26 protein-coding genes are annotated in these 23,357 nt (G+C 70.9%); 23 read left to right on the top strand and 3 right to left on the bottom strand.

The annotated features are described in order from the left end of the window. Positions 1–24 precede the first annotated feature (24 nt). The 4 genes from rpmF to EFK50_RS04035 all read left to right on the top strand — a co-directional run bounded on the left by rpmF (position 25) and on the right by EFK50_RS04035 (position 2,133). On the top strand, positions 25–210 hold the full coding sequence (gene rpmF / locus EFK50_RS04050) for a 50S ribosomal protein L32 (protein WP_123226255.1): 186 nt from the start codon (positions 25–27) through the stop codon (positions 208–210). Between the two features lie 17 nt (positions 211–227). Next, positions 228–968 (top strand): ribonuclease III, encoded by a 741-nt coding sequence (rnc, locus tag EFK50_RS04045; protein WP_246004025.1) that lies wholly within the window; start codon positions 228–230, stop codon positions 966–968. Positions 969–979: 11 nt separating this feature from the next. Beyond that, complete coding sequence (mutM, locus tag EFK50_RS04040) at positions 980–1,873, top strand: bifunctional DNA-formamidopyrimidine glycosylase/DNA-(apurinic or apyrimidinic site) lyase (protein WP_123226253.1); 894 nt, start codon at positions 980–982, stop codon at positions 1,871–1,873. Between the two features lie 68 nt (positions 1,874–1,941). After that, positions 1,942–2,133 (top strand): hypothetical protein, encoded by a 192-nt coding sequence (locus EFK50_RS04035; protein ID WP_123226252.1) that lies wholly within the window; start codon positions 1,942–1,944, stop codon positions 2,131–2,133. 12 nt (positions 2,134–2,145) lie between these two features. On the opposite strand, the gene EFK50_RS04030 is transcribed toward EFK50_RS04035, so the two are convergent. Then, on the bottom strand, positions 2,146–2,445 hold the full coding sequence (locus tag EFK50_RS04030; RefSeq protein WP_123226251.1) for a hypothetical protein: 300 nt from the start codon (positions 2,443–2,445) through the stop codon (positions 2,146–2,148). A 269-nt stretch (positions 2,446–2,714) separates the two neighbouring features. On the opposite strand from EFK50_RS04030, the gene smc reads away from it, so the two are divergent. From smc to ftsY, 4 genes are all read left to right on the top strand, one after another. After that, entirely contained in the window at positions 2,715–6,260 is a 3,546-nt protein-coding gene (smc, locus tag EFK50_RS04025; RefSeq protein WP_123226250.1) for a chromosome segregation protein SMC, read from the top strand. Further along, entirely contained in the window at positions 6,257–6,727 is a 471-nt protein-coding gene (locus tag EFK50_RS04020) for an acyl-CoA thioesterase (RefSeq protein WP_123226249.1), read from the top strand. Before smc ends, EFK50_RS04020 begins: the two co-directional genes overlap by 4 nt. Before the next feature lie 63 nt (positions 6,728–6,790). Then, entirely contained in the window at positions 6,791–6,967 is a 177-nt protein-coding gene (locus EFK50_RS22055; RefSeq protein ID WP_183407679.1) for a hypothetical protein, read from the top strand. Positions 6,968–7,018: 51 nt separating this feature from the next. Further along, positions 7,019–8,164 carry a signal recognition particle-docking protein FtsY gene (gene ftsY / locus EFK50_RS04015; RefSeq protein ID WP_123226248.1) on the top strand — a complete coding sequence of 382 codons (1,146 nt, stop codon included), beginning with the start codon at positions 7,019–7,021 and terminating at the stop codon, positions 8,162–8,164. Between the two features lie 39 nt (positions 8,165–8,203). Here ftsY and EFK50_RS04010 read toward each other — a convergent pair whose 3' ends face one another. Then, complete coding sequence (locus EFK50_RS04010; protein WP_123226247.1) at positions 8,204–8,821, bottom strand: TetR/AcrR family transcriptional regulator; 618 nt, start codon at positions 8,819–8,821, stop codon at positions 8,204–8,206. A 392-nt stretch (positions 8,822–9,213) separates the two neighbouring features. Here EFK50_RS04010 and EFK50_RS04005 point away from each other — a divergent pair, with 392 nt between their 5' ends. From EFK50_RS04005 to EFK50_RS03985, 5 genes are all read left to right on the top strand, one after another. Then, positions 9,214–10,506, top strand: coding sequence for an ammonium transporter (locus EFK50_RS04005; protein ID WP_123226246.1), 1,293 nt, complete (start codon positions 9,214–9,216; stop codon positions 10,504–10,506). Continuing rightward, positions 10,503–10,841 (top strand): P-II family nitrogen regulator, encoded by a 339-nt coding sequence (locus EFK50_RS04000; RefSeq protein WP_123226245.1) that lies wholly within the window; start codon positions 10,503–10,505, stop codon positions 10,839–10,841. Before EFK50_RS04005 ends, EFK50_RS04000 begins: the two co-directional genes overlap by 4 nt. A gap of 121 nt (positions 10,842–10,962) precedes the next feature. Then, entirely contained in the window at positions 10,963–12,306 is a 1,344-nt protein-coding gene (locus EFK50_RS03995; protein WP_123226244.1) for an ammonium transporter, read from the top strand. Positions 12,307–12,367: 61 nt separating this feature from the next. Then, positions 12,368–12,706 (top strand): P-II family nitrogen regulator, encoded by a 339-nt coding sequence (locus tag EFK50_RS03990; RefSeq protein ID WP_123226243.1) that lies wholly within the window; start codon positions 12,368–12,370, stop codon positions 12,704–12,706. A 15-nt stretch (positions 12,707–12,721) separates the two neighbouring features. Further along, on the top strand, positions 12,722–14,950 hold the full coding sequence (locus EFK50_RS03985; RefSeq protein WP_123226242.1) for a [protein-PII] uridylyltransferase: 2,229 nt from the start codon (positions 12,722–12,724) through the stop codon (positions 14,948–14,950). On the opposite strand, the gene EFK50_RS03980 is transcribed toward EFK50_RS03985, so the two are convergent. Continuing rightward, positions 14,928–15,233: a hypothetical protein gene (locus EFK50_RS03980; RefSeq protein ID WP_123226241.1), complete on the bottom strand. Its 306-nt coding sequence runs from the start codon at positions 15,231–15,233 to the stop codon at positions 14,928–14,930. The two genes, EFK50_RS03985 and EFK50_RS03980, sit on opposite strands and share 23 nt — an antisense overlap. A 101-nt stretch (positions 15,234–15,334) precedes the next feature. On the opposite strand from EFK50_RS03980, the gene ffh reads away from it, so the two are divergent. The 10 genes from ffh to EFK50_RS03930 all read left to right on the top strand — a co-directional run bounded on the left by ffh (position 15,335) and on the right by EFK50_RS03930 (position 23,284). After that, positions 15,335–16,876, top strand: a complete 1,542-nt coding sequence (gene ffh, locus EFK50_RS03975; protein WP_123226240.1) for a signal recognition particle protein — start codon at positions 15,335–15,337, stop codon at positions 16,874–16,876. A gap of 94 nt (positions 16,877–16,970) precedes the next feature. Continuing rightward, positions 16,971–18,035 (top strand): amidohydrolase family protein, encoded by a 1,065-nt coding sequence (locus EFK50_RS03970; protein WP_246004050.1) that lies wholly within the window; start codon positions 16,971–16,973, stop codon positions 18,033–18,035. Positions 18,036–18,271: 236 nt separating this feature from the next. Beyond that, positions 18,272–18,817 (top strand): 30S ribosomal protein S16, encoded by a 546-nt coding sequence (gene rpsP / locus EFK50_RS03965; protein WP_425454369.1) that lies wholly within the window; start codon positions 18,272–18,274, stop codon positions 18,815–18,817. 5 nt (positions 18,818–18,822) lie between these two features. Next, the gene (locus EFK50_RS03960; protein WP_123226237.1) at positions 18,823–19,065 is read left to right on the top strand and encodes an RNA-binding protein; all 243 of its coding nucleotides are present in this window, start codon (positions 18,823–18,825) and stop codon (positions 19,063–19,065) included. Positions 19,066–19,144: 79 nt separating this feature from the next. After that, positions 19,145–19,702 carry a ribosome maturation factor RimM gene (gene rimM, locus EFK50_RS03955; protein WP_246004024.1) on the top strand — a complete coding sequence of 186 codons (558 nt, stop codon included), beginning with the start codon at positions 19,145–19,147 and terminating at the stop codon, positions 19,700–19,702. Between the two features lie 7 nt (positions 19,703–19,709). Next, a complete protein-coding gene (trmD, locus tag EFK50_RS03950) occupies positions 19,710–20,852 on the top strand; it encodes a tRNA (guanosine(37)-N1)-methyltransferase TrmD (RefSeq protein WP_123226608.1) in 1,143 nt (380 codons plus the stop codon). A 225-nt stretch (positions 20,853–21,077) separates the two neighbouring features. Beyond that, positions 21,078–21,428, top strand: coding sequence for a 50S ribosomal protein L19 (rplS, locus tag EFK50_RS03945; protein WP_123226236.1), 351 nt, complete (start codon positions 21,078–21,080; stop codon positions 21,426–21,428). 57 nt (positions 21,429–21,485) lie between these two features. After that, complete coding sequence (gene lepB / locus EFK50_RS03940) at positions 21,486–22,244, top strand: signal peptidase I (protein WP_123226235.1); 759 nt, start codon at positions 21,486–21,488, stop codon at positions 22,242–22,244. Positions 22,245–22,256: 12 nt separating this feature from the next. Continuing rightward, positions 22,257–22,979 carry a ribonuclease HII gene (locus EFK50_RS03935; protein ID WP_123226234.1) on the top strand — a complete coding sequence of 241 codons (723 nt, stop codon included), beginning with the start codon at positions 22,257–22,259 and terminating at the stop codon, positions 22,977–22,979. Then, entirely contained in the window at positions 22,976–23,284 is a 309-nt protein-coding gene (locus tag EFK50_RS03930) for a DUF2469 domain-containing protein (protein WP_123226233.1), read from the top strand. Before EFK50_RS03935 ends, EFK50_RS03930 begins: the two co-directional genes overlap by 4 nt. Positions 23,285–23,357: the final 73 nt, after the last annotated feature.

Here is a 23,357-nt window from a genome sequence, read left to right as displayed (position 1 = left end):
GCACCACCAACCGAGGAGTACATCGTGGCTGTCCCGAAGCGGAAGATGTCGCGCAGCAACACGCGCCACCGTCGTTCGGCATGGAAGGCCGTCGCGCCGACCCTGGTGACCTGCACCAACCCGGCCTGCGGCTCCAAGCACCTGCCGCACCGTGCCTGCGGTGAGTGCGGCCAGTACGGCGCCAAGGCCGACCGCCGCCAGGTCATCTGACCCGCGCTGCGCACGCTTTGACCCAGCTGAACCCCACGGAGTCCTACCAGGACTTGCGTGCCTCGCTCGGTGACCCGGTCCTGGATCCCGAGTTGCTGGAGCTTGCCCTCACGCACCGGTCGTTCGCCTACGAGAACGGCGGCCTGCCGACCAACGAGCGCCTGGAGTTCCTGGGCGACTCGGTGCTCGGCGTGGTGATCACCGAGACCCTCTACCGCACCCACCCCGACCTCTCCGAGGGCCGGCTGGCCAAGCTGCGCGCCGCGGTCGTCAACGCGCGGGCGCTGGCCGAGGTGGCCCGGACGATCGGGCTCGGACCCTACGTCCACCTCGGCAAGGGCGAGGAGTCGACCGGCGGCCACGACAAGGCCTCGATCCTGGCCGACACCGTCGAGGCCGTCATCGGCGCGACCTTCCTCTCCGGCGGCCACGACGCCGCCGAGAAGGTCGTGCACCTGCTCTTCGACCCGCTGCTGGAGGCGGCGGCCGCCCTCGGCGCCGGTCTCGACTGGAAGACCAGCCTCCAGGAGTTCTGCGCCGAGCACGACCTCGGCGTGCCGACGTACCTGATCGAGGACGACGGCCCCGACCACATGAAGACCTTCACCGCCCAAGTCCGGGTGGCGGACCGGCTGCACGGGCACGGGGTCGGCCGCTCCAAGAAGGAAGCCGAGCAGCAGGCCGCCGAGTCGGCGTACGGGACGTTGCTCAGCGAGCTGCCGCCCGAGTCGGTCGACGCCGGCAGCTCCACCTCCTAGCGGCGACCGGCGTGCCTGAGCTCCCCGAGGTCGAGGTCGTCCGGCGCGGTCTCGAGCAGCACGTGCTCGACCAGCCGATCACGGCGGTCGAGGTGCTGCACCCGCGCCCGGTACGCCGGCACCTGCCCGGCCCCGACGACTTCGCGGCTGTGCTGACCGGCCGCACCTTCACCGCGGCAAGGCGCCGTGGCAAGTACCTCTGGCTTCCGCTGGCGCCCGACGACGAGGACGGCGACGAGGACGGCGGCGACGCGCTGCTGGCCCACCTCGGGATGAGCGGGCAGATGCTGGTGCAGCCGAAGGGCGCCCCCGACGAGAGGCACCTGCGGGTGCGCTTCAGCCTCGGCGCCGACGGTCCCGAGCTGCGGTTCGTGGACCAGCGGATGTTCGGCGGCCTCTCGCTCGCCGTCGGGGGAGCGGTGCTGCCCGACGAGCTCGCGCACATCGCCCGGGACCCGCTGGATCCCGCGTTCGACGACGCCGAGTTCGTCCGCCGGGTGCGCCGGAGCGCGTCCGGCATCAAGCGGATCCTGCTGAACCAGTCGGTGATCTCCGGCGTCGGCAACATCTACGCCGACGAGGCGCTGTGGCTGGCCCGGCTGCACGGCGACCGTCGCGGCGACCGGCTGAAGGTGGTCGAGGTGGAGCGCGTCCTCGCCGGGGCCCGCGAGGTGATGCTGGCCGCGCTCGGCCAGGGCGGGACCTCGTTCGACGCGCTCTACGTCAACGTGAACGGGGAGAGCGGCTACTTCGACCGCTCCCTGGAGGTCTACGGCCAGGACGGCGAGCCGTGCTCGCGCTGCGGTACTGCCGTCTCCCGGGTGCACTTCATGAATCGGTCCTCGTACTTCTGCGCCCGGTGCCAGCCCGTTCCGCGCGGCCTTGCCCCGGCGCGCCGGTCGTGAGATTCTTGTAGACGGCCCTCTTGGGCCGACCGCCCAGAACTAGCGCAGTTCCCCCGGAGGAAATCTTCATGGCCAAGGCAATCCTCGGCCACGTCGGTGGCATCGACCCCCGCGTGACCGCTCGCCTCGCTCGTGAGAACCAGCTTCTTCGTCAGCGCATCGCTGACCTCGAAGGCGCCGTGCTCCGTCTCCAGATGGAGAACGACACGCTCGGCGCGATGGTCAGCAACGCTGCTGACGAGGTTCTCGAACCCGCCTGATCCAGGCGAGGCTCACCAGGGCTCGATCACCCCGATCGTCGGGACCCATTCCGCACGGACCGGCTCCGGTACGCCGGCCTGTCCCAGCGCCGGTCCCAGCCGCGACTCCATGAAGGCGGTGTTCGCCTCCTGGGAGTCCCAGAGCTCGATCACCACCAGGTTGCCCGCGGCCGTGGTGCCGGCCTGGTGGTGGCGCAGACCGGCCGGCAGGTCGCCGGTACGGGCCGCCGGATCGATGCCGAGCTGGGCGTTCACGGCGTGGTAGACGTCTTCGCCGATGCCGGCGAACTCGAGGATCAGGATCTCTGGCACGGGACTGCCTTTCGTCGAGGGGCGGGAACGGCACGCTGGTCGACGACGGCCCGAGCTACGGGCCAGCGGTGTCCGGTCCAGTCTCCGCCCGCCGTACCGGATCGGCTACGGGTCCTGGCGGGTCCGGAATGGGCATCCGACACGCGGGACCGGTCCGCATCGCGGAGCCGGGGGGTCGTAGGCTCGACGGTGCCGCTTCCCCCGGCAGCAGTTCGCCATAGGATGCCTGTTCGCGCGTCCTGAGCGAGACCCGGAGTGAGGAGCCCCCGTTGTACCTGAAGAGCCTGACCCTGAAGGGGTTCAAGTCCTTCGCCTCCGCGACCACGTTGCAGCTCGAACCGGGCATCACCTGCATCGTCGGCCCGAACGGCTCCGGCAAGTCCAACGTCGTCGACGCCCTCGCCTGGGTGATGGGTGAGCAGGGCGCCAAGTCCCTGCGCGGCGGCAAGATGGAGGACGTCATCTTCGCCGGTACGGCGGGTCGCCCGCCGCTCGGCCGGGCCGAGGTCATGCTCACCATCGACAACGCCGACGGCGCGCTCCCGATCGAGTACGCCGAGGTCACGATCAGCCGGACGATGTTCCGCAACGGCGGCTCCGAGTACGCCATCAACGGCACCTCGTGCCGGCTCCTCGACGTCCAGGAGCTGCTCAGCGACTCCGGTATCGGCCGCGAGATGCACGTCATCGTCGGTCAGGGCCAGCTCGACTCGATCCTGCGGGCGACGCCGGAGGAGCGCCGCGGGTTCATCGAGGAGGCCGCCGGCGTCCTCAAGCACCGCAAGCGCAAGGAGAAGGCGCTCCGCAAGCTCGACTCGACCGAGGGCAACCTGACCCGGCTGAGCGACCTGCTCACCGAGATCCGCCGCCAGCTCACCCCGCTGGGCCGGCAGGCGGAGGTGGCCCGCCGGGCGCAGACCGTCCAGGCGGACCTCCGCGACGCCCGTGCCCGGCTGATGGCCGACGACCTCGCGACCGCCCAGCTGTCGTTGCAGCAGGAGCTCGCCGACGAGAGCGTCCTGGTCGCGAAGCGCGCCGAGGTGGAGGCGGAGATCGCCGCCACCCGCGAGATCGAGGCCGTCCTGGAGGCGGCCCTGCGCGAGGACCTGCCCGCGCTGGCCCGGGCCCAGGAGACCTGGTTCGGGCTCTCCGGGCTGCGGGAGCGCCTGCGCGGCACCGCGAGCCTGGCCGCCGAGCGGGTGCGCAACGCCGCCACCGAGCCGGAGGTGCCGGCGGGCCGCGACCCGGCCGAGCTCGAGGCCGAGGCCGAGCGCGTCCGCGCCGAGGAGGCGGGCATCGTCGCCGAGGTCGACCAGAACCGCACCGCGCTCGAGCAGGCGGTGACCGCGCGGCAGACCGCCGAGGCGGCGTTCGGGGACGAGGAGCGCCGGATCGCCGGCCTCCAGCGCGCCGCAGCCGATCGCCGTGAGGGGATGGCCCGGTTGCACGGCCAGGTCAACGGGCTGCGCAGCAGGGCCGCCGCCGCCGAGGAGGAGGTCGCGCGGCTCGCGGAGGCCCGCGCCGAGGCCGCCGCCCGGGCGGAGAAGGCCGAGCACAGCTTCACCTCCCTGGAGTCCCGGATTGCCGGCCTGGACGCCGGTGAGGAGGGGCTCGACGCCGAGCACGAAGGTGCCAGCGGCCTGCTCGCCGACATCGAGGAGCGGCTCGCCAAGATGCGCGAGGAGGCCCAGCAGGCCGACCGCGACCGGGGTGCGCTCGCAGCCCGCAAGGAGGCCCTCGAGCTCGGCCTGAACCGCAAGGACGGCGCCGGGGCGCTGCTGGCCGCCACCGACACGGTCTCCGGGCTGCTCGGCTCGGTGGCAGCCCTGCTCAACGTGCGCAGCGGCTACGAGGCCGCTGTCGCCGCCGCGCTCGGCGGGGCGGCCGACGCGGTCGCCGTGACCAGCGTGGACGCCGCGATCTCCGCGATCGGCCACCTCAAGAACGACGACCTGGGCCGGGCCGGGATCCTGCTCGGCGGCGCTGCCGTCGACGACTCCCAGTGGCCGGGCCTGGCGGCCGGTGCGACCTACGCGATGGATGTCGTCGAGTGCCCGGCCGAGCTGCGTCCCGCGCTGTCCCGGCTGCTCTTCAAGGTCGCCGTCGTGGACGACCTGGCCGCTGCCAAGGCGCTGGTCGCCGAGGCGCCGGACGTGACCGCGGTGACCCGGGACGGCGACGTCCTCGGGGTGCACTTCGCGGCCGGCGGCTCGTCGAGCCAGCCGAGCCTGATCGAGGTCCAGGCCGCGGTCGACGAGGCGACCGAGTCGCTCAACCGTGCCAACCACGACCTGGACCGACTGACCTTCTCGCTGAGCGCGCTGGAGAACGAGCGCGCCGACGCGGCCGGCCGGGTGGACGTCGCGCTGGCCAAGCTGCACGAGTCCGACGCCGCGCTCGCCGCGGTGGCCGAGGAGCTGGGGCAGTACGGCTCCCAGGCCCGCTCCGCGAAGGCCGAGGCCGCTCGCCTGGAGCAGGCGATCCTCACCGCGCAGGAGTCGCACACCACCGACCTGGCCGGCCTCGCCGAGCTGGAGACCCGGCTGGCCGCCGCCGAGGAGGCTCCCGACGAGGAGCCCGACACGACCGAGCGCGAGGCCCTCGGCGAGGCCGCACGGGCCGCTCGCGCCGCGGAGATGGACTCCCGGCTGGCGCTGCGCACCGCGGAGGAGCGGGCCCGGGCGCTGCACGGCCGCGCCGACAACCTGATGGCGGCGGCCCAGGCCGAGCGCGACGCCCGCGCGAAGGCGATCGCCCGTCGCGAGCGGCTGCTCCGCGAGGGCAAGGTCGCCGAGGCCGTCACCCGCGGCGTCGCGATCGTGCTCGCCCGGCTGGAGGAGTCGGTCGAGCTGGCCGCGGCCCAGCGGACCCGGGTGGAGCAGGGCCGGGTCGGCCGCGAGCAGGACCTGGTCGCGGCCCGCGAGAAGCTGCGCGGTCTCGGCACCACCCTGGACGAGCTGGTCAACTCGGTGCACCGCGACGAGATGGCCCGCACCGAGCAGCGGCTGCGGATCGAGCAGCTCGAGGAGAAGGCCCTCGAGGAGCTCGGACTCGACGCCGCCGCGCTGGTCGCCGAGTACGGCCCGGACCAGCTGGTTCCGTTCGTCGGCGTCCTGGCGGACGGCGAGGAGGAGCCCGAGCCGGCGCCGTACGACCGCGACGTGCAGACCAAGCGGTTGCGCTCCGCCGAACGCGCACTGGCCCAGCTGGGCCGGATCAACCCGCTGGCGCTGGAGGAGTTCTCGGCGCTGGAGGAGCGGCACAAGTTCCTCACCGAGCAGCTCGAGGACCTGCGTCGTACCCGCCGGGACCTGCTGGACATCGTCAAGGAGGTCGACGAGCGCGTCGAGCAGGTCTTCACCGAGGCGTACGCCGACGTAGTCAAGGCCTTCGACGAGACCTTCGGCCGGCTCTTCCCGGGCGGTGAGGGCAAGCTCGTGCTGACCGACCCGGAGAACATGCTGACCACCGGCGTCGAGGTCGAGGCGCGGCCGGCCGGCAAGAAGGTCAAGCGGCTCTCGCTGCTCTCCGGCGGTGAGCGCTCCCTGGTCGCGGTCTGCTTCCTGTTCGCGCTCTTCAAGGCCCGGCCGTCGCCGTTCTACATCCTCGACGAGGTCGAGGCGGCCCTCGACGACACCAACCTCGGCCGGCTGCTGGAGATCTACGAGGAGCTGCGCGCGCACAGCCAGCTCCTGGTGATCACCCACCAGAAGCGGACGATGGAGGTCGGCGACGCGCTGTACGGCGTCTCGATGCGCGGTGACGGCGTCTCCGCGGTGATCAGCCAGCGGCTGCGCGAGGCCGAGTCCGCTTGAGCACCGCCCGCCCCACCCGAGCCGACTACGTCGCCTGGCGGGTCGCCACCAGCCGGTGGCGTGACGACGACGCCTACGGGCACCTGAACAACGCCACCTACTACGAGCTGTTCGACACCGCCGTCAACGCGCACCTCTACGAGGCCACCGGGGTCGACGTCCGGGCGCTGCCGCAGATCGGGGTGGTGGCCGAGACCGGCTGCCGCTACTTCCGGGAGATCGGCTTCCCCGCGCCGATCGACATGGGCCTGGTCGTCGACAAGGTCGGCACCTCGTCGATCGTCTACCGGATCGGTCTCTTCCAGGGCGGCTCCGGCGAGCCGGACGAGGAGGCCGCGGCCGAGGGCCGGTTCGTGCACGTGTACGTCGACAACACCGACCCGGCGCGGCCGTCGGTGCCGATGCCGGACGTCATCCGGGATGCGGTCACCCCGCTGTTCCGTGGGTCACAGCCGCCGTCGGCCTGAGTAGGGCAACCACCCATCGGGTAGGAAGATGGCAGGACGGAATCTCTCGGAAGGCCCTCTCGGATGCTCTGGATGCTGCTCGCCATGCTGTTGATCCTCGTCACTGCCGGTGTCGTGGTCGCGTACGTCGCCTTCCCGCACCGCGGTGAGGACCTGCCGGTCGCGCCGTGGCTGGGCGACGCGATGAAGCGCGGCGTCGAGGCGATGCCGACGCTGGCGGACACCCCGACCAGGAAGTAGTCCGGGTCGGCCAGCGCGCGGCCACGGGTCGCGCTCTGGTTGGATTGGCCCATGGGAACGACTGAGTACCTCGTCATCGCCGGTGTGGTCGCGCTGGTCGCGATCGCCCTCCTGGTGGGGCTGGTCGTCCGCGGGCGCGGCGCCGGGCCGGCTCCGTCCGCCGTACCGGCTCCGTCGGCCGACGCGGTTGCCACCGACGACGAGGACGTCGCCGACTCGGGTGCTGCTGCGTCCTCGGCACCGGTCGAGGTGGCGCCGACAGCCACCCTGGAGCGCCCGGAGGGATCGGCGAGCCGGCTGGTCCGGCTCCGTCAGCGCCTGGCCGGCTCCCAGGGCGGACTCGGTCGCGGGCTGCTCGCGCTGCTCTCCCGGGACCGCCTCGACGAGGACACCTGGGAAGAGCTCGAGGACACCCTGCTCACCGCGGACGTCGGCGTCGGGCCGACCACCCACCTGGTCGAGCGGCTGCGCACCCGGCTCCGGGTCGAGGGCACGCCGGCCGCGGAGGCCCGGACGGTGCTGCACGAGGAGCTGCTCGCCCTGGTCGATCCGACGATGGACCGCTCCCTCCACCTCGATCGCGCCGACGGCCCGGCCGTGGTCCTGGTCGTCGGCGTCAACGGTGCCGGCAAGACCACCTCGGTCGGCAAGATCGCCCGGGTGCTGGTCGCCGAGGACCGCAGCGTGCTGATGGGCGCCGCAGACACCTTCCGGGCGGCCGCGACCGAGCAGCTCTCCACCTGGGGCGAGCGGGTCGGCGTCGACGTGGTCGCGGGTCCCGAGGGGAGTGACCCCGCCAGCGTCGCCTTCGAGGCGGTCCGCTCCGGGATCGAGCGCGACGTCGACGTGGTCCTGGTCGACACCGCCGGCCGGCTGCAGAACAAGGCCGGCCTGATGGACGAGCTGGGCAAGGTCAAGCGGGTGATCGAGAAGCAGACCGAGGTCGCCGAGGTGCTGCTGGTCCTAGACGCCACCACCGGCCAGAACGGTCTGGTGCAGGCACGGGTCTTCAGCGAGGTCGTCGACGTCACCGGGATCGTGCTCACCAAGCTCGACGGGTCGGCCAAGGGCGGCATCGTCGTCGCGGTCCAGCGCGAGCTCGGGGTCCCGGTCAAGCTGGTCGGGCTGGGCGAGGGTCCGGACGACCTGGCGCCGTTCGACCCGGTCGCGTTCGTGGACGCGCTGCTCGGGGAGTAGTCACCTCTGCGGGTCCGTCACCTGATCTCGACTGCTTGATCAGGCGCCGCAGCCGCGGAGGAGGAAGTCGATCATGTCGTCCACCTCGTCGGCGCCGGGCTGCGGCTTCTCGGTGATCGAGTTCATCACCAGCAGGCTCGCGAACCATCCGACCGCGAAGTCGATCCGGACGTCCTTGCGGATCTCGCCGCGGGCGACGGCCCTCTCGAACATCTTCCGGGCGGCTGCGTCCTGACCGTTGTGCGCGGCGGTGTAGAGCGCCCGGAGCCGCTCGTCGCGCAGTGATTCGGCGATCGTCATCCGAAGGTAGGCGCGACCGGTGTCGGAGGAGGCGAACTCAAGTGCTTGGGTGAAGGCCTCGCGCAGGTCGCCGACGATCGAGCCGGTGTCGGGGAGCGGGAACTCGTTGCTGTACAGCTGCTCGAGAGCGGCGAAGGCGAGGTCCTCCTTGCCGGCCCAGCGGCGGTAGACCGTCGCCTTCCCGGCCTTGGCCGCAGCAGCCACCTCGTCGACGGTCATGTTGTCGTAGCCGTGCTTGAGGATCAGCTCCGCGGCGGCCGCGAGGATGCGGTCGTCGGCGGTCGCGTCGCGGGGTCGGCCCTTACGCCGCGGCAGGGGGTTTTCCGGCGGCTCAGAGGCGGCGAATGACTCGGACACGGGCCAAAGGTAGGACTGCGCCGCGCTGGAGGGAAGCGAAACGCCGACATTGAAATCAGGAGGAAATTCTCCCTTTGGACCCGTGACTTTCTGCCTGTATTTGCGTGTCGTCCCCCTACCGGGTGTGAAAACCGGTGTTTTCGGTGCAGATCAGCCCCTCGACAGTCGAGACCGTCAGCCGGCGCGGAGGGGGCGGTGAGCAGGTGCGGTGGGGGAGTTCACACGTTTGTAACAGCGCCCTCGAATGTGTCACGCAACCGAAACGGCTCCGCACCGGTCCGTGAAACTTCCGGGCCCGAGTCTTTCCTTCGACAACGCGGCTCGCCCTGGCCCCGACATCGTCGTCGGGCGGAGAGCCGAGATGCCCAAGCAGGCTCACCACTGGAGGTCCGATGGACGGCTACTACGCCTGGATGCTCATCGCCACAGCACTCGTGCTGATGATGACGGTTCCGGCCCTGGCACTTTTCTACGGCGGCATGAGCCGCTCCAAGTCCGTGCTCAACATGATGATGATGTCGTACGTCTCGGCAGCCATCGTCGGCATCGTGTACGTGCTCTGGGGCTGGTCGATGTCGTGGGGCAGCAAGGAGGTCCTCGGGGGCGCCTTCACCAACCCGTTCGAGTTCTTCGGCCTGAAGGACGTCGGGCACGAGACCTACATCACGATGGCGTTCCAGATGACGTTCGCGATCATCACCGCCGCGCTGATCAGCGGCGCGATCGCCGACCGGGTGAAGTTCTCCGCCTGGGTGATCTTCCTGCCGCTCTGGGTGACCCTCTCCTACTTCCCGCTCTCGCACATGGTCTTCAGCTGCACCGAGGACTCCTGGATCTGCGGTCGCCAGGGAGCGCAGGACTACGCCGGTGGTACGGCGGTGCACATCAACGCCGGTATCGCCGCGCTGGTCCTCGTGCTGATCATCGGCAAGCGGGTCGGCTTCGGCAAGCAACCGATGAAGCCGCACAACCTGACCCTGACGATGCTCGGCGCCGGTCTGCTCTGGATGGGCTGGTACGGCTTCAACGTCGGCTCGATCGTCTTCGCCGGCGCGACCGACGAGGAGAGGACCGCGCAGTTCATGACCGAGACCGGTCTGACCTTCGTCAACACCACGCTGGCCACCATGGCCGCGATCCTGGGCTGGCTGCTCGTGGAGCGGATCCTGCACGGCAAGGCCACCTCGCTCGGCGCCGCTTCCGGCATCGTCGCGGGTCTGGTCGCGATCACCCCGGCCGCCGGTGCTGTCGACGTCGGCGGCGCCATCGCGATCGGCGCGGTCGCCGGTGCGGTCTGCGCCTGGGCCGTGGGTCTGAAGTACAAGTTCGGCCTGGACGACTCGCTCGACGTGGTCGGCGTGCACCTGGTCGGCGGCATCATCGGCACGCTGATGATCGGGCTGTTCTCCAGCCAGGCCGTCGACGGCCTGTTCTACGGCGGCGGGCTCGACTCGCTGTGGGCGCAGACCAAGGGCGTCCTGATCGCCATTGCCTGGTCCGGTGTCGCCACCGCGATCCTCGGCTACGCGATCAAGTTCACCATCGGCTGGCGGATCTCCGAGGAGGACGAGGTCGACGGCATCGACTTCGCCGAGCACGGCGAGTCGGCCTACGACCTGGCCTCGTCCTCGGGCGGCGTCAGCCCCTCGGCCCTCACCGCTTCGAAGGAAGGTGCACACGCATGAAGCTCGTGACCGCGGTGATCAAGCCGCACAAGTGGGAAGAGGTCCGCGAGGCCCTGGAGACCTTCGGCGTGACCGGGATGACGGTCAGCGAGGTCAGCGGCTACGGCCGGCAGAAGGGCCACACGGAGGTCTACCGGGGCGCGGAGTACGACATCGCCCTGGTGCCGAAGATCCGGATCGAGATCGTCATCGACGACGGTGACGTCGACGACGTCGTCGGGATCGTCGTGAAGGCGGCGCAGACCGGTCGGATCGGTGACGGGAAGGTCTGGGTCTCCTCGATCGACAGCGTGATCCGGGTCCGTACCGGTGACCGCGACGAAGCGGCCATCTGACCGGACCGCAAGGACCTGGTGAGCGGCTGTTAATCCAGCCGTAACACAAACGTGGGCGCGTCACATGACTGAAACATGTGGCGCGCCCACCGTTAACGTGCGACCGGGAGTGTGATCGCCCATGAGCTCACCACTCCTCACAACGCTGGCGGTCGCCGAGCACAACACCGGCGACACCGCCTGGCTCCTCGCCTCCGCGGCCCTGGTCATGCTGATGGCTCCGGGGCTGGCGCTCTTCTACGGCGGCATGGTCCGCTCCAAGAGCGTCCTCAACATGATCATGATGGTCTTCGGCGCCCTCGCCGTGGTCAGCATCGTCTGGGTCCTGGTCGGCTACTCGATCGCCTTCGGCGACGACGTGGTCGGCGGACTCTTCGGCGACCCGTTCCAGTACCTCGGCTTCAAGGGGATGCTCGAGGACGTCGTCAGCAGCGAGGGCGGCCTGCCGGTGACCGCGTTCGCGATCTTCCAGGGCCTGTTCGCGGTGATCACCTGCGGGCTTGTGGCCGGCGCGATCGCCGACCGCACCCGGTTCGGCACCTGGCTGGTCTTCGCGGCGATCTGGACGATCCTCGTCTACGCCCCGATCGCGCACTGGATCTTCGACTTCAGTGCCGGCGAGCACGTCGGCGGGTGGATGGCCAACAAGCTCGGCGCCCTGGACTTCGCCGGCGGCACCGCGGTCGAGATCACCTCGGGCGCCTCCGGACTCGCCGTCGCGCTGGTCCTCGGCACCCGGATCGGCTTCGGCCGGGAGCCGATGAAGCCGCACAACTTGACCCTGGTGATGCTCGGTGCCGGCCTGCTCTGGTTCGGCTGGTTCGGCTTCAACGCCGGGTCGGCGCTCTCCGCCGGGAACACCGCCGCGATCGTCTTCGTGAACACCCTGATGGCGGGCTGCACCGGCTGCCTGGCCTGGCTGCTCGTCGAGCGGATCCGGGACGGGCACGCGACCTCGTTCGGTGCCGCCTCCGGAGTGGTGGCGGGCCTGGTCGCGATCACGCCCGCCTGCGGCTTCGTCACCCCGCTGGGCGCGATGGTCGTCGGGGCGGCGGCCGGCCTGGTCTGCGCCGTGGCGATCGGCTGGAAGTACAAGTTCGGGTACGACGACTCGCTCGACGTCGTCGGCGTGCACCTGGTCGGCGGTCTGGTCGGCACCCTGCTGATCGGACTGCTCGCGACCGCGAAGGTCGGCTCCGTCGACGGGCTGCTGTACGGCGGCGGCCTCGACCAGCTCGGCAAGCAGCTCGTCGCGTGCCTTGCGACCTTCGCCTACGCGTTCGTGGTCTCCGGGCTGCTGGCGCTGGCGCTGGACCGCACGATCGGGTTCCGGGTCGACGAGGAGCACGAGCTGAGCGGGGTCGACCTGGTGATCCACGCCGAGACGGCCTACGACCTGCATGCGGCAACGGGCGGTGCTCGACCGCACCTCGGTGGCGGCGGCCACCTCGGCGGTAGCAGTTGATGACCCCGTCTCCCCGCCAGGGGTGGCAGTCTTCTGGACAGGAACGAACGAAGGAGTCGGCATGAAGCTCGTGACCGCGGTGATCAAGCCGCACAAGTGGGAGGACGTCCGCGCCGCCCTGGAGACCGTCGGCGTGACCGGGATGACGGTCAGCGAGGTCAGCGGCTACGGCCGGCAGAAGGGCCACACCGAGGTGTACCGGGGCGCGGAGTACGACATCGCGCTGGTGCCGAAGGTGCGCCTGGAGATCGTCGTCGACGACGCTGACGTCGAGGCGATCACCGAGGCCATCGTGAACGCCGGCAAGACCGGTCAGATCGGTGACGGCAAGGTCTGGGTCTCGCCGGTCGACAGCGTCGTCCGGGTGCGTACCGGCGACCGTGACGACGCCGCGATCTAGGACGAACGACCCGCAGTGACAGCAGCCGAACGGGCGCAGCGCGCCCTCGCCGCCGACGCGCTGTGCCAGGAGGCCTTCGAGAAGGTCGGTTGCCCCGAGGCCGGGGTGGCGCTGGTCGCGGTCGGCGGCTACGGGCGCGAGGAGCTGGCGCCGTACAGCGACCTCGACGTGCTGCTGGTCCACGACGCCGAGATCGAGGTGGGGGACTGGGCCGGTCAGATCTGGTACCCGCTCTGGGACTCCGGGGCGAACATCGACCACGCGGTGCGCTCGTTCGACGAGGTGCTCGGCCAGGCCGCCGCCGACCTCAAGGTGGCCCTCGGCCTGCTGGACGCCCGGCACCTGGCCGGCGACCCGAACGTCACCCTGCGCCTGCGCACCGCGATCCTCACCGCCTGGCGGCGCGACGCGAAGGAACGGCTGCGGGAGCTCAACGGTCTGGTCCGCGACCGGAACCGGCTGCTCGGCGAGCTCGCCCACGTCTCGGTCCCGGACATCAAGGAGGCCACCGGCGGCCTGCGCGACGCGGTCGTCCTCAAGGCGCTGATGGCCACCTGGCTGGTCGACGTACCGCACGCCGAGCTCGAGGGCTGCCGGCAGGCGATGCTCGACGTCAGGGACGCCCTGCACACGGTGGCCGGCCGGGGCACCGACCGGATCTCGCCGGAGTACTGGGCCGACATGGCGCCGCTGCTGGACCTGCCGGACGCGGCCGCGGTGCAGCTGCACGTCCGCAGCCTCGGACGGCGCTTGACCCACGTCTCCCGGCTGGCCTGGCGCCGGGTGGACGCCGTGCTCCGACGCCCGGCCAAGAGCCCGGCCGCGCGCAAGCCGCAGCTGACGCCGATCGCCGACGGCCTCGCGATCGCCTACGAGGAGGTGGTCCTCGACCGGGACGCCAAGCCCTCGCGCGACCCGCTGCTGCTGCTCCGGGCCGCGGCCGAGGCGGCCGAGCGCGACCTGGTCCTGGAACCGTCGACCGCGGCACGGCTGGTCGCGGAGGTGCCGCCCCTGCCCGTTCCCTGGCCCGCCGAGGCGCGGGACCTGCTGGTCCGGCTGCTGGCCGCCGGACGGGGTCTGCTGCCGGTCTGGGAGACCCTCGACGAGACCGGGGCGCTGGCCGCGATCCTGCCCGAGTGGGAGCGGGTCCGGCTGCTACCGCACGCCTCGGTGGTGCACCGGTTCACCGTCGACCGGCACCTGGTCGAGACCTGCATCGAGGCCTCCGCGCTGATCCGCCGGGTCTCCCGGCCGGACGTGCTGATGATCGCGGCGCTGCTGCACGACATCGGCAAGGGCCAGGTCACCGAGCACAGCGTCGCCGGTGAGCCGATCGCCCGGGAGATCGCCGCCCGGATCGGCTTCGACGCCCGCGAGACCGAGCTGGTGGCCGGTCTGGTCCGGTGGCACCTGCTGCTGCCGGAGACCGCGACCACCCGCGACCCCGAGGACCCGGTCACGGTGGCGCTGGTCACCGAGCGGATCAACGACCGCGAGGAGCTGGAGCTGCTGGCCGCGCTCACCGAGGCCGACGCGCGGGCCACCTCGGAGAAGGCCTGGACGACCTGGCGCGCGTCCCTGATCAAGAGCCTCGTACGACGCGCCTCGGTCGAGCTCACCGAGAACCTGACCGTGGAGAACCAGCCCCGTGCGGTCGAGGTGCCGGCGCTGGTCCGGGCCGATCCGCGCGAGGTCGGGGTGGCCGTCGTCGAGGCGGGCGACGGCTCGACGGTGACGGTGATGTCCGGCGACCGGGTCGGCCTGCTCGCCGACGCCGCCGCGATGCTGGCCCTGCAACGGGTCTCGGTGCGGGCGGCCCGCGCCTGGACCGACGACGGCATCGGCATCTCCGAGTGGCAGGTGTCGCGCACCGGGCTGGACGCCACCGTGATGCGGGAGCGGCTGGAGGCGATCGCCGAGGGGCGCCTCGACCCGGCGGACCGGCTCCGGACGAACGAGGCCAGCGCCCTGGCCCCGATCGTGGTGCTGCACCCGGAGGCCTCGGAACGGGCGAGCGTGATCGAGGTCCGGGCCGCCGACCGCCCGGGCGTGGTCTACCTGGTCTGCGCGACCCTCGCCGGGCTGGGCCACACGGTGGCCTCGGCGCACGTGGACACCCTCGGTCCGCAGGCGGTCGACGTCTTCTACGTCCAGGGTGCCGACGGGGGAGGGCTGGATCCGGCCGCGGCCGCCGCGGCAGCGGACGCGATCAGGGTGGTCCTCAGCGGTCCCGGCGGATCCTGACCGCTCTCGGGTTGCCGTCCGGTCCCAGGGTGAGCTGGATCGGGTCGTCGGGGTCGCGCTCGGGGACCTTCGAGACCGGGCCGACGTTCTGCTGGTCCTTGAGGTCGCGGCTGGCACGGGCCTGGGCCGGGTCGAAGACGTCGATCAGGTTGCCGAAGGCGTCCCCCATCGAGCTGGTCCGCGGTCGGGCGTCGCGGGCCAGGCCGCGCTGGAACACCCACACCGCGACCACGCATGCCAGCAGGATGCCGGCGACCGCCAGGAACATCACCGCAGTCTCCATCCGGCCAGCCTGACCGATCGCGTCAAACCCATCAACCGCCGTCCTCTAGGCTGGGCGGTCTCAGGAAGCGCCGTTCCGCCGTCTCGACTCCGAGGACCGTCTTGTTCAACACCCTTTCCGACCGCTTGTCCGAGAGCTTCAAGAGCCTTCGTGGCAAGGGCAAGCTCTCCGAAGCCGACATCGACGCCACCGCGCGCGAGATCCGTCTCGCGCTGCTGGAGGCGGACGTCGCCCTGCCCGTGGTCAAGGACTTCGTGGGCGCCGTCAAGGAGCGCGCCCGCGGGGCCGAGGTCAGCGGTGCGCTGAACCCGGCGCAGCAGGTCATCAAGATCGTCAACGAGGAACTGATCACGATCCTCGGCGGGGAGACCCGCCGGCTGCGGTTCGCGAAGAACCCGCCCACGGTGATCATGCTCGCCGGCCTCCAGGGTGCCGGTAAGACCACCCTCGCCGCCAAGCTCGCGCTCTGGCTGAAGGCGCAGGACAAGTCGCCGATGCTGGTCGCCGCGGACCTGCAGCGCCCGAACGCCGTCCAGCAGCTCCAGGTCAACGGCGAGCGCGCCGGCGTCACCGTCTTCGCGCCCGAGCCCGGCAACGGCGTCGGGGACCCGGTCTCGGTGGCCCGCGCCGGTGTCGAGGAAGCCCGCCGTACGCTGCACGACGTCGTCATCATCGACACCGCCGGCCGGCTGGGCATCGATGAGGAGCTGATGGCCCAGGCCGCCGGCATCAGGGACGCGGTCAACCCGGACGAGGTCCTCTTCGTCGTCGACGCGATGATCGGCCAGGACGCCGTGAACACGGCGCAGGCCTTCCTCGACGGCGTCGGGTACGACGGCGTGGTGCTCACCAAGCTCGACGGCGACGCCCGCGGTGGCGCGGCGCTCTCGATCGCGAAGATGACCGGCAAGCCGGTGATGTTCGCGTCGAACGGCGAGAAGCTCACCGACTTCGACCTGTTCCACCCGGACCGGATGGCCTCGCGGATCCTCGACATGGGCGACCTGCTCACCCTGATCGAGCAGGCCGAGAAGAACTTCGACGCCGACCAGGCGGCGAAGGCGGCCGAGAAGCTCCAGTCCGGCGACTTCACCCTGGACGACTTCCTCGACCAGATGCAGCAGGTCAAGAAGATGGGCTCGCTGACCAAGATGCTCGGGATGCTCCCCGGCATGGGTCAGTTCCGCGAGCAGCTCGACAACTTCGACGAGCGCGAGATCGACCGGATCGAGGCGATCATCCACTCGATGACGCCGGGCGAGCGGGCGAACCCGAAGATGATCGACGGCTCCCGCCGCTCCCGGATCGCGAAGGGCTCGGGGCGGACGGTCGCCGAGATCAACCAGCTCGTCGACCGGTTCTTCGAAGCCCGGAAGATGATGCAGCAGATGGCTCGGGGCGGCGGCATGCCCGGCATGCCGGGCTCCCCGGGGATGGCGCTCGGCAAGCGCTCCAAGGCCCGCCAGGCACCGCAGGCGAAGAAGGGCAAGGGCAAGCGCGTCTCCGGGAACCCGGCGAAGCGGGCCCAGGCGGACGCCGCCCAGCCGGCGGCTCCGGCGGCGAACCCCTTCGGGCTCCCCGGCGGCCCCGGCGCCGACTTCGACCCGAACGACCTCCCGGACCTCTCGCAGTACCTGAAGTGACGTTGAGTAGGCCCTATTTTCCGTCGAGATGACGAATCTCGACGGAAAATCGGGCCCACTCAACGGGTCCGCTACGGTCGGACGCGTGCCAGTGATGAGATTCCGGGGGCCGGTGCTGCCCGACGGCGAGGCCGCGGACCTGTACGTCGTCGACGGCCGGATCACCTACGAGGTGCAGCCCGGTGCCGAGACAGTGGTCGAGGGCTGGATCGTGCCGGGACTGGTCGACGCGCACTGCCACATCGGCCTGGACGACCACGGGGCGACCGACCGCGAGACCGCCGAGGAGCAGGCGATCGCGGACCGGGACGGCGGCGCCCTGCTGCTCCGGGACTGCGGATCGGCGCTGGACACCCGCTGGGTCCAGGAGCGCGACGACCTGCCGCGGCTGATCCGCGCGGGGCGGCACGTCGGACGCACCAAGCGCTACATCCGCAACTACGCCCACGAGGTGGAGCCGGCGGAGCTCGCCGCCACGGTCGCGCTCGAGGCCCAGCGCGGCGACGGCTGGGTGAAGCTGGTGGGGGACTGGATCTCGCGCGAGGAGGGCGACCTGGCGCCGTCGTTCCCGGCCGAGGCGTTCGCCGCGGCGATCGACGCCGCGCACGCGCACGGCGCCAAGGTGACCGCGCACTGCTTCGGGTACGACGTGCTCCCCGGGCTGATTGCGGCCGGCATCGACTGCATCGAGCACGGCACCGGACTGACCACGGACCTGATCGAGGCGATGGTCGCGCAGGGGACCGCGCTGGTCCCGACGGTGATGCAGGTCGACAAGTTCCCCGAGCACGCCGCGGGCGGCCGGGAGAAGTTCCCGGCGTACGCGACCACGATGACCGACCTGTACGCCCGGCGCCGGGACACCCTGATGTCGGCGTACGAGGCCGGTGTCGCCCTGTACGCCGGCTCCGACGGAGGCGGGATCAGCAAGCACGGCAACCTGGCCGGAGAGGTGCTCGCGATGGCCGGCCTCGGGCTGCCGGCCGAGTACGCCCTCGGCGCGGCGTCCTGGCGGGCCCGGGCCTGGCTCGGCTGGAACCCGACGCTGGCCGAGGGGGCGCCCGCCGACTTCGTCGTCTACCCGCGCAACCCGCTCACCGACCTCACCGTCCTCCGCGAACCCTCCTGCATCGTCCTGCGCGGCACCCAGGTCCGTTGAGTCCGGCATTGGGGCGCGTCGAGTCGGGCGTCGTGGTGCGTGGACTCGATTTCTGCACCGGGATGATCTCTGGCAGAATGTCTCGCTGAGTCTCAGGCGGTTTCGGACCCTCTATCCCGATCCGCTCGAGCCCCCCGAGTTGTCCGACCCGGTCCCCACCTGGTTCAGGTCGCTCACCCAATCCAGACTCGCAAGGAGACACCACACCAGTGGCCGTCAAGATTCGTTTGAAGCGCATGGGCAAGATCCGTCAGCCGTACTACCGCGTCGTCGTCGTCGACGGCCGGAAGAAGCGGGACGGCAAGGTCATCGAGGAGATCGGCAAGTACCACCCCAAGGAAGAGCCCTCGTTCATCGAGGTCACCTCCGACCGGGCGCAATACTGGCTGGGCGTCGGCGCGCAGCCGAGCGAGGCCGTCGAGGCCATCCTCAAGATCACCGGTGACTGGCAGAAGTTCAAGGGCCTCCCGGGCGCCGAGGGCACCCTGAAGGTCAAGGAGCCGAAGCGCGACAAGCTCGACATCTTCAACGAGGCCCTCAAGGACGCGGCGAACGAGCCGAAGCGCGAGGCCGTGACCAAGAAGAAGGCCGAGAAGAAGGCTGAGGAGCCCAAGGCCGAGGAGCCCAAGGCCGAGGAGGCCCCCGTCGAGGAGGCTCCCGTCGAGGAGGCCCCCGCTGCCGAGGCTCCGGCTGAGGCCGCTGCCGACGAGGCGCCGGCCGCTGACGAGGCGCCTGCTGCCGAGGCTCCGGCCGAGGCTGCCGCCGAGACCACCGAGGCCTGAGCACGATGCTGGCCGAAGCGCTGGAGCACCTGGTCCGCGGCGTCGTCGACAACCCCGACGACGTCTCGGTCAAGGACAAGCAGCTGCGCCGCGGATCCATCCTCGAGGTCCGGGTACACCCGTCGGACCTGGGCAAGGTGATCGGCCGCAACGGTCGCACGGCCACCGCGTTCCGCACCGTCGTCTCGGCCCTGGCGGGTCGCGGCGGCGCGCGCGTGGACTTCGTGGACGTCGACCGCAGGCGCTAACCGGCATCCCGCCCCGCGCGGACCACGGCCGCCGGCCGGTGCGTCCGGCGCGGACCGTCGGTCGACAGGAGTCCCACAGGTGAGCAACGCAGACCTTGAGACGATCGTCGTCGGGCGGATCGGCAAGCCGCACGGCATCAAGGGCGAGGTCTCCGTGGAGCCTCGTACCGACGAGCCGGACCGTCGCTTCGCCGATGGTGCGGTCCTGAGATCAGAGAACAAGCGGCCCGGTGCCCCCGGCCCGGCCCACCTCACGGTGGCCGGGACCCGGTGGCACTCGGGCCGTTTGCTCGTCCGGTTCGCCGAGGTCGCGGACCGCAACGCCGCCGAGGAGGCCCGCGGGACGATCCTCTCGATCGACGTCGACCCCGACGAGCGGCCGGAGGACCCCGAGGAGTTCTACGACCACCAGCTCGTCGGGCTCGCCGTGGAGACCACCGACGGCCGGCCGGTCGGCGTGCTTCGCGAGATCGTGCACGGGACCGCGCAGGACCTGCTGGTGATCACCGCGGACGGCCCGGACGTGCTGGTCCCGTTCGTCTCCGAGCTCGTCCCCGAGGTTGACATCGCCGGCGGCCGGATCGTGGTCGTCGACCAGCCGGGGCTGCTCTCCGACCTGGACACGCAGACGGACTGACGTGGCCATGCGGATCGACGTCCTCTCCATCTTCCCGGGCTACCTCGCGCCGCTCGAGCTCTCGCTGCCGGGCAAGGCGCGCGCCAAGGGCCTGCTCGACCTGAGCGTGCACGACCTGCGCGACTGGGCGGTCGACAAGCACCGCACCGTCGACGACACCCCGTACGGCGGCGGCGCCGGCATGGTGATGAAGCCCGAGCCGTGGGGCGCCGCGCTGGACGCCGTCGCCCCGGACGGAGCCGTCCTGGTGGTGCCGACGCCCTCGGGCATCCCGTTCAGCCAGGAGATCGCCGCGGAGCTGTCGACCCGCGAGCACCTGGTCTTCGCCTGCGGTCGCTACGAGGGCATCGACCAGCGCGTCCTCGACGAGGCCGCCGGACGGCTCGAGGTCCGCGAGCTCTCGCTCGGCGACTACGTGCTCAACGGCGGCGAGGTGGCCGCGCTCGCGATCATCGAGGCCGTCGTCCGGCTGATCCCGGGATTCATGGGCAACGCCGCGTCGCTGGACGAGGAGTCGCACGCGGACGGTCTGCTCGAGTACCCGGTCTACACCAAGCCGTCCTCCTGGCGCGGGCACGACGTCCCCGAGGCGCTGCTGTCGGGGGACCACGGCCGGATCGCGGCGTGGCGCGCGGAGCAGTCGGAGCGTCGTACCGCCGAACGGCGCCCGGACCTGCGCCACCCCTCGACGCTGGTCGACGGGCGGGAGCTCCGGTTGGCCGAGGCGGCCGACGCGGGCGAGATCTTCACCCTGCAGCGCGCCTGCTGGGTCCAGGAGCAGCAGGCGAACCCGGGCGTGGTGATCCCGGCGCTCACCGAGGACCTGGCCGACGTCCAGACCTGGGTCGCCGCCGACACCGTGCTGGTGGTGCGCGCAGCCGGTCGCCTGGTAGGCGCCGTCCGGGCCAAGCTGGTCGGGCACACCTGGGACATCGGCCGGTTGATGGTCGCGCCGGACCTGCAGGGGAGCGGGCTGGGCCGAGAGCTCCTCGCGCGGATCGAGTCGCTCGCCCCCGCCGGGGCCACCGGCTTCGAGCTCTTCACCGGGGCCGGTAGCGAGCGGAACCAGCGGATCTACAAGAAGGCCGGGTACCGGCTCCGCGGCGTGGTCGAACCCGGAGTGGTCCGTTTGACGAAGAAGCGGGCCTGAGCCGATTTCTGAGCCGATTTCCGGGCCGATTTCCGGTTGGGACGCCTTCTCTGGCAGACTTGCTCCTCGGTCCAGTCGGCCACGATCGCCCGAGCACCACCGATCCGGGGATCCGCGTGAGCACCTGCCACAGGGGGCGCAGCGCACCGGCCACCGGACGGGACCGACACCGTAACGTTCCACCACTTATCCGCGGCTGACCTGTGGCGATCGCGAGGAGACACCATGACCAACGTCATCGACGCGCTCGCCGCGTCCACCCTGCGCACCGATGTCCCGGCTTTCCGGGCCGGCGACACCGTCAAGGTCCACGTCAAGGTCGTCGAGGGCAACCGCTCCCGCGTCCAGGTCTTCCAGGGCGTCGTCATCCGCGTCCAGGGCTCCGGCGTCGGCCGCACCTTCACCGTCCGCAAGGTCTCCTTCGGTGTCGGCGTCGAGCGCACCTTCCCGATCAACTCCCCGATCTTCGAGCAGATCGAGGTCGTCACCCGCGGTGACGTCCGTCGCGCCAAGCTGTACTACCTGCGCAACCTGCGCGGCAAGGCAGCGAAGATCAAGGAGCGCCGCGAGGCCTGAGTCGCCGCACCGCCCAGAAAGGCCGAGTGCGTTGGGACTCACCGTTAGGCTCCGCTTGTGACTGAACCTTCCTCGGAGCCGGGCGCCGTTTCGGAGCCCGGCACGGCGTCTGTCGACGCGCCCGGCAGCACGGCCAAGCACAAGTCGAAGAAGGACTCGGGCAAGGCTCCGCTGCCGGTCTGGCAGGAGAGCCTGCTGCTGCTCGCGATCGCCCTGGTGCTCGCGATCGGCATCAAGTACTTCTTCGTCCAGGCGTTCTACATCCCGTCGGAGTCGATGGAGCCGCTCTTCATCAAGAACGACCGGATCCTCGTCCAGAAGGTCTCGTACTGGGGCGGCAAGGACCCGAAGCGCGGCGACATCATCGTCTTCAAGGACCCGGGCGGCTGGCTCGACGAGAGCGAGACCCGTACGGCGAGCAACCCGCTCACCAAGGGGCTCGAGGCGATCGGGCTCTACCCGTCCGGCGGTCACCTGGTGAAGCGGGTGATCGGCATCGGCGGCGACCGGGTGGTCTGCTGCGACGCCAAGGGCCGGATCACCGTCAACGGCAAGGCGCTCGACGAGCCGTACCTGCCGAAGAACGTGCTGCCCTCCGACGACAAGTTCGACATCCGGGTCACCCAGGGGCACCTCTGGGTGATGGGCGACAACCGCAGCAACTCCTCCGACTCGCGCCTGCACCTGGGCCAGCCCGGTGGGGGGATGGTCTCGACCGACCTGGTCGTCGGCAAGGTCTGGGCGCTGATCTGGCCGTGGAAGCGGGCCGAGCGGATCCACACGCCGGAGACCTTCAAGGACATCCCCAACCCGTAGGCGGGGTGCGCGATGACGACGTCTCCCGGCCTGCCGCGTGGTGCGACGATCCGGCGCGACGCCGGGCTGTACGGCTACGAGCGCGCGCTGCGCCGGGCCGGGCTCGACCCGGTCGCGGGAGTCGACGAGGCCGGACGCGGTGCGTGCGCGGGACCGCTGGTGGCCGCCGCGGCGATCCTGCCCGCGGGGAAGGCCGGACAGGTTCCGGAGCTGAACGACTCCAAGCTGCTCACCGCGAAGGCCAGGGAGCGCTGCTACGCCCAGGTCACGAAGCGGGCGCTGGCCTGGTCGGTCGTGGTGATCGACTCGGAGGAGTGCGACCGGCTCGGGATGCACGTCGCCAACGTCGAGGCGCTGCGCCGCGCACTGGCGCGACTCGAGCTGCGGCCGTCGTACGTGCTCACGGACGGGTTCCCGGTCGACGGCCTGGAGGTCCCCGGCCTGGCGATGTGGAAGGGCGACCGGGTGGCCGCCTGCATCTCCGCCGCCTCGGTGATCGCGAAGGTGACGCGCGACCGGATCATGATGCAGCAGCACGAGCGCTGGCCGGACTACGATTTCGCCACGCACAAGGGGTACATCACCGCCGAGCACTCCGAGGCGCTGGCCGAGCACGGTCCGTGTCCGATCCATCGGATGAGGTTCGTGAACGTGCGGCGGGCCGCGGGGCTCGTCGACGACGTACCGCTTAGCCTCGAACCGCAACTTGAGCTGGACCTGGAGGAGAGTCGATGAGCGCGGAGGATCTCGAGAAGTACGAGACCGAGATGGAGCTGACGCTCTACCGGGAGTACCGCGACGTCGTCGGGATCTTCAAGTACGTCGTGGAGACCGACCGGCGCTTCTACCTGTGCAACCAGGTCGACGTGAAGGCGCGGACCGAGGCGGGGGACGTGTTCTTCGAGGTCTCGATGACCGACGCCTGGGTCTGGGACATGTACCGGCCCGCGCGGTTCGCCAAGAACGTCAAGGTCCTGACGTTCAAGGACGTGAACGTCGAGGAGCTCAACAAGTCCGACTTCGAGCCTCCCAAGGCGTAGTCGCACTGGTCTAGAACAATCCCGATAAAAGGGACAAACGTCCCTTAAGGCAGATAGTCTCCTTTTTCGGAAG

This window comes from Nocardioides marmoriginsengisoli (assembly GCF_003725695.1).
Lineage (GTDB): Bacteria > Actinomycetota > Actinomycetes > Propionibacteriales > Nocardioidaceae > Marmoricola > Marmoricola marmoriginsengisoli.
The sequence above is the reverse complement of the archived record's forward strand: the minus strand, read 5'-3'. Positions and strand labels throughout refer to the sequence as shown.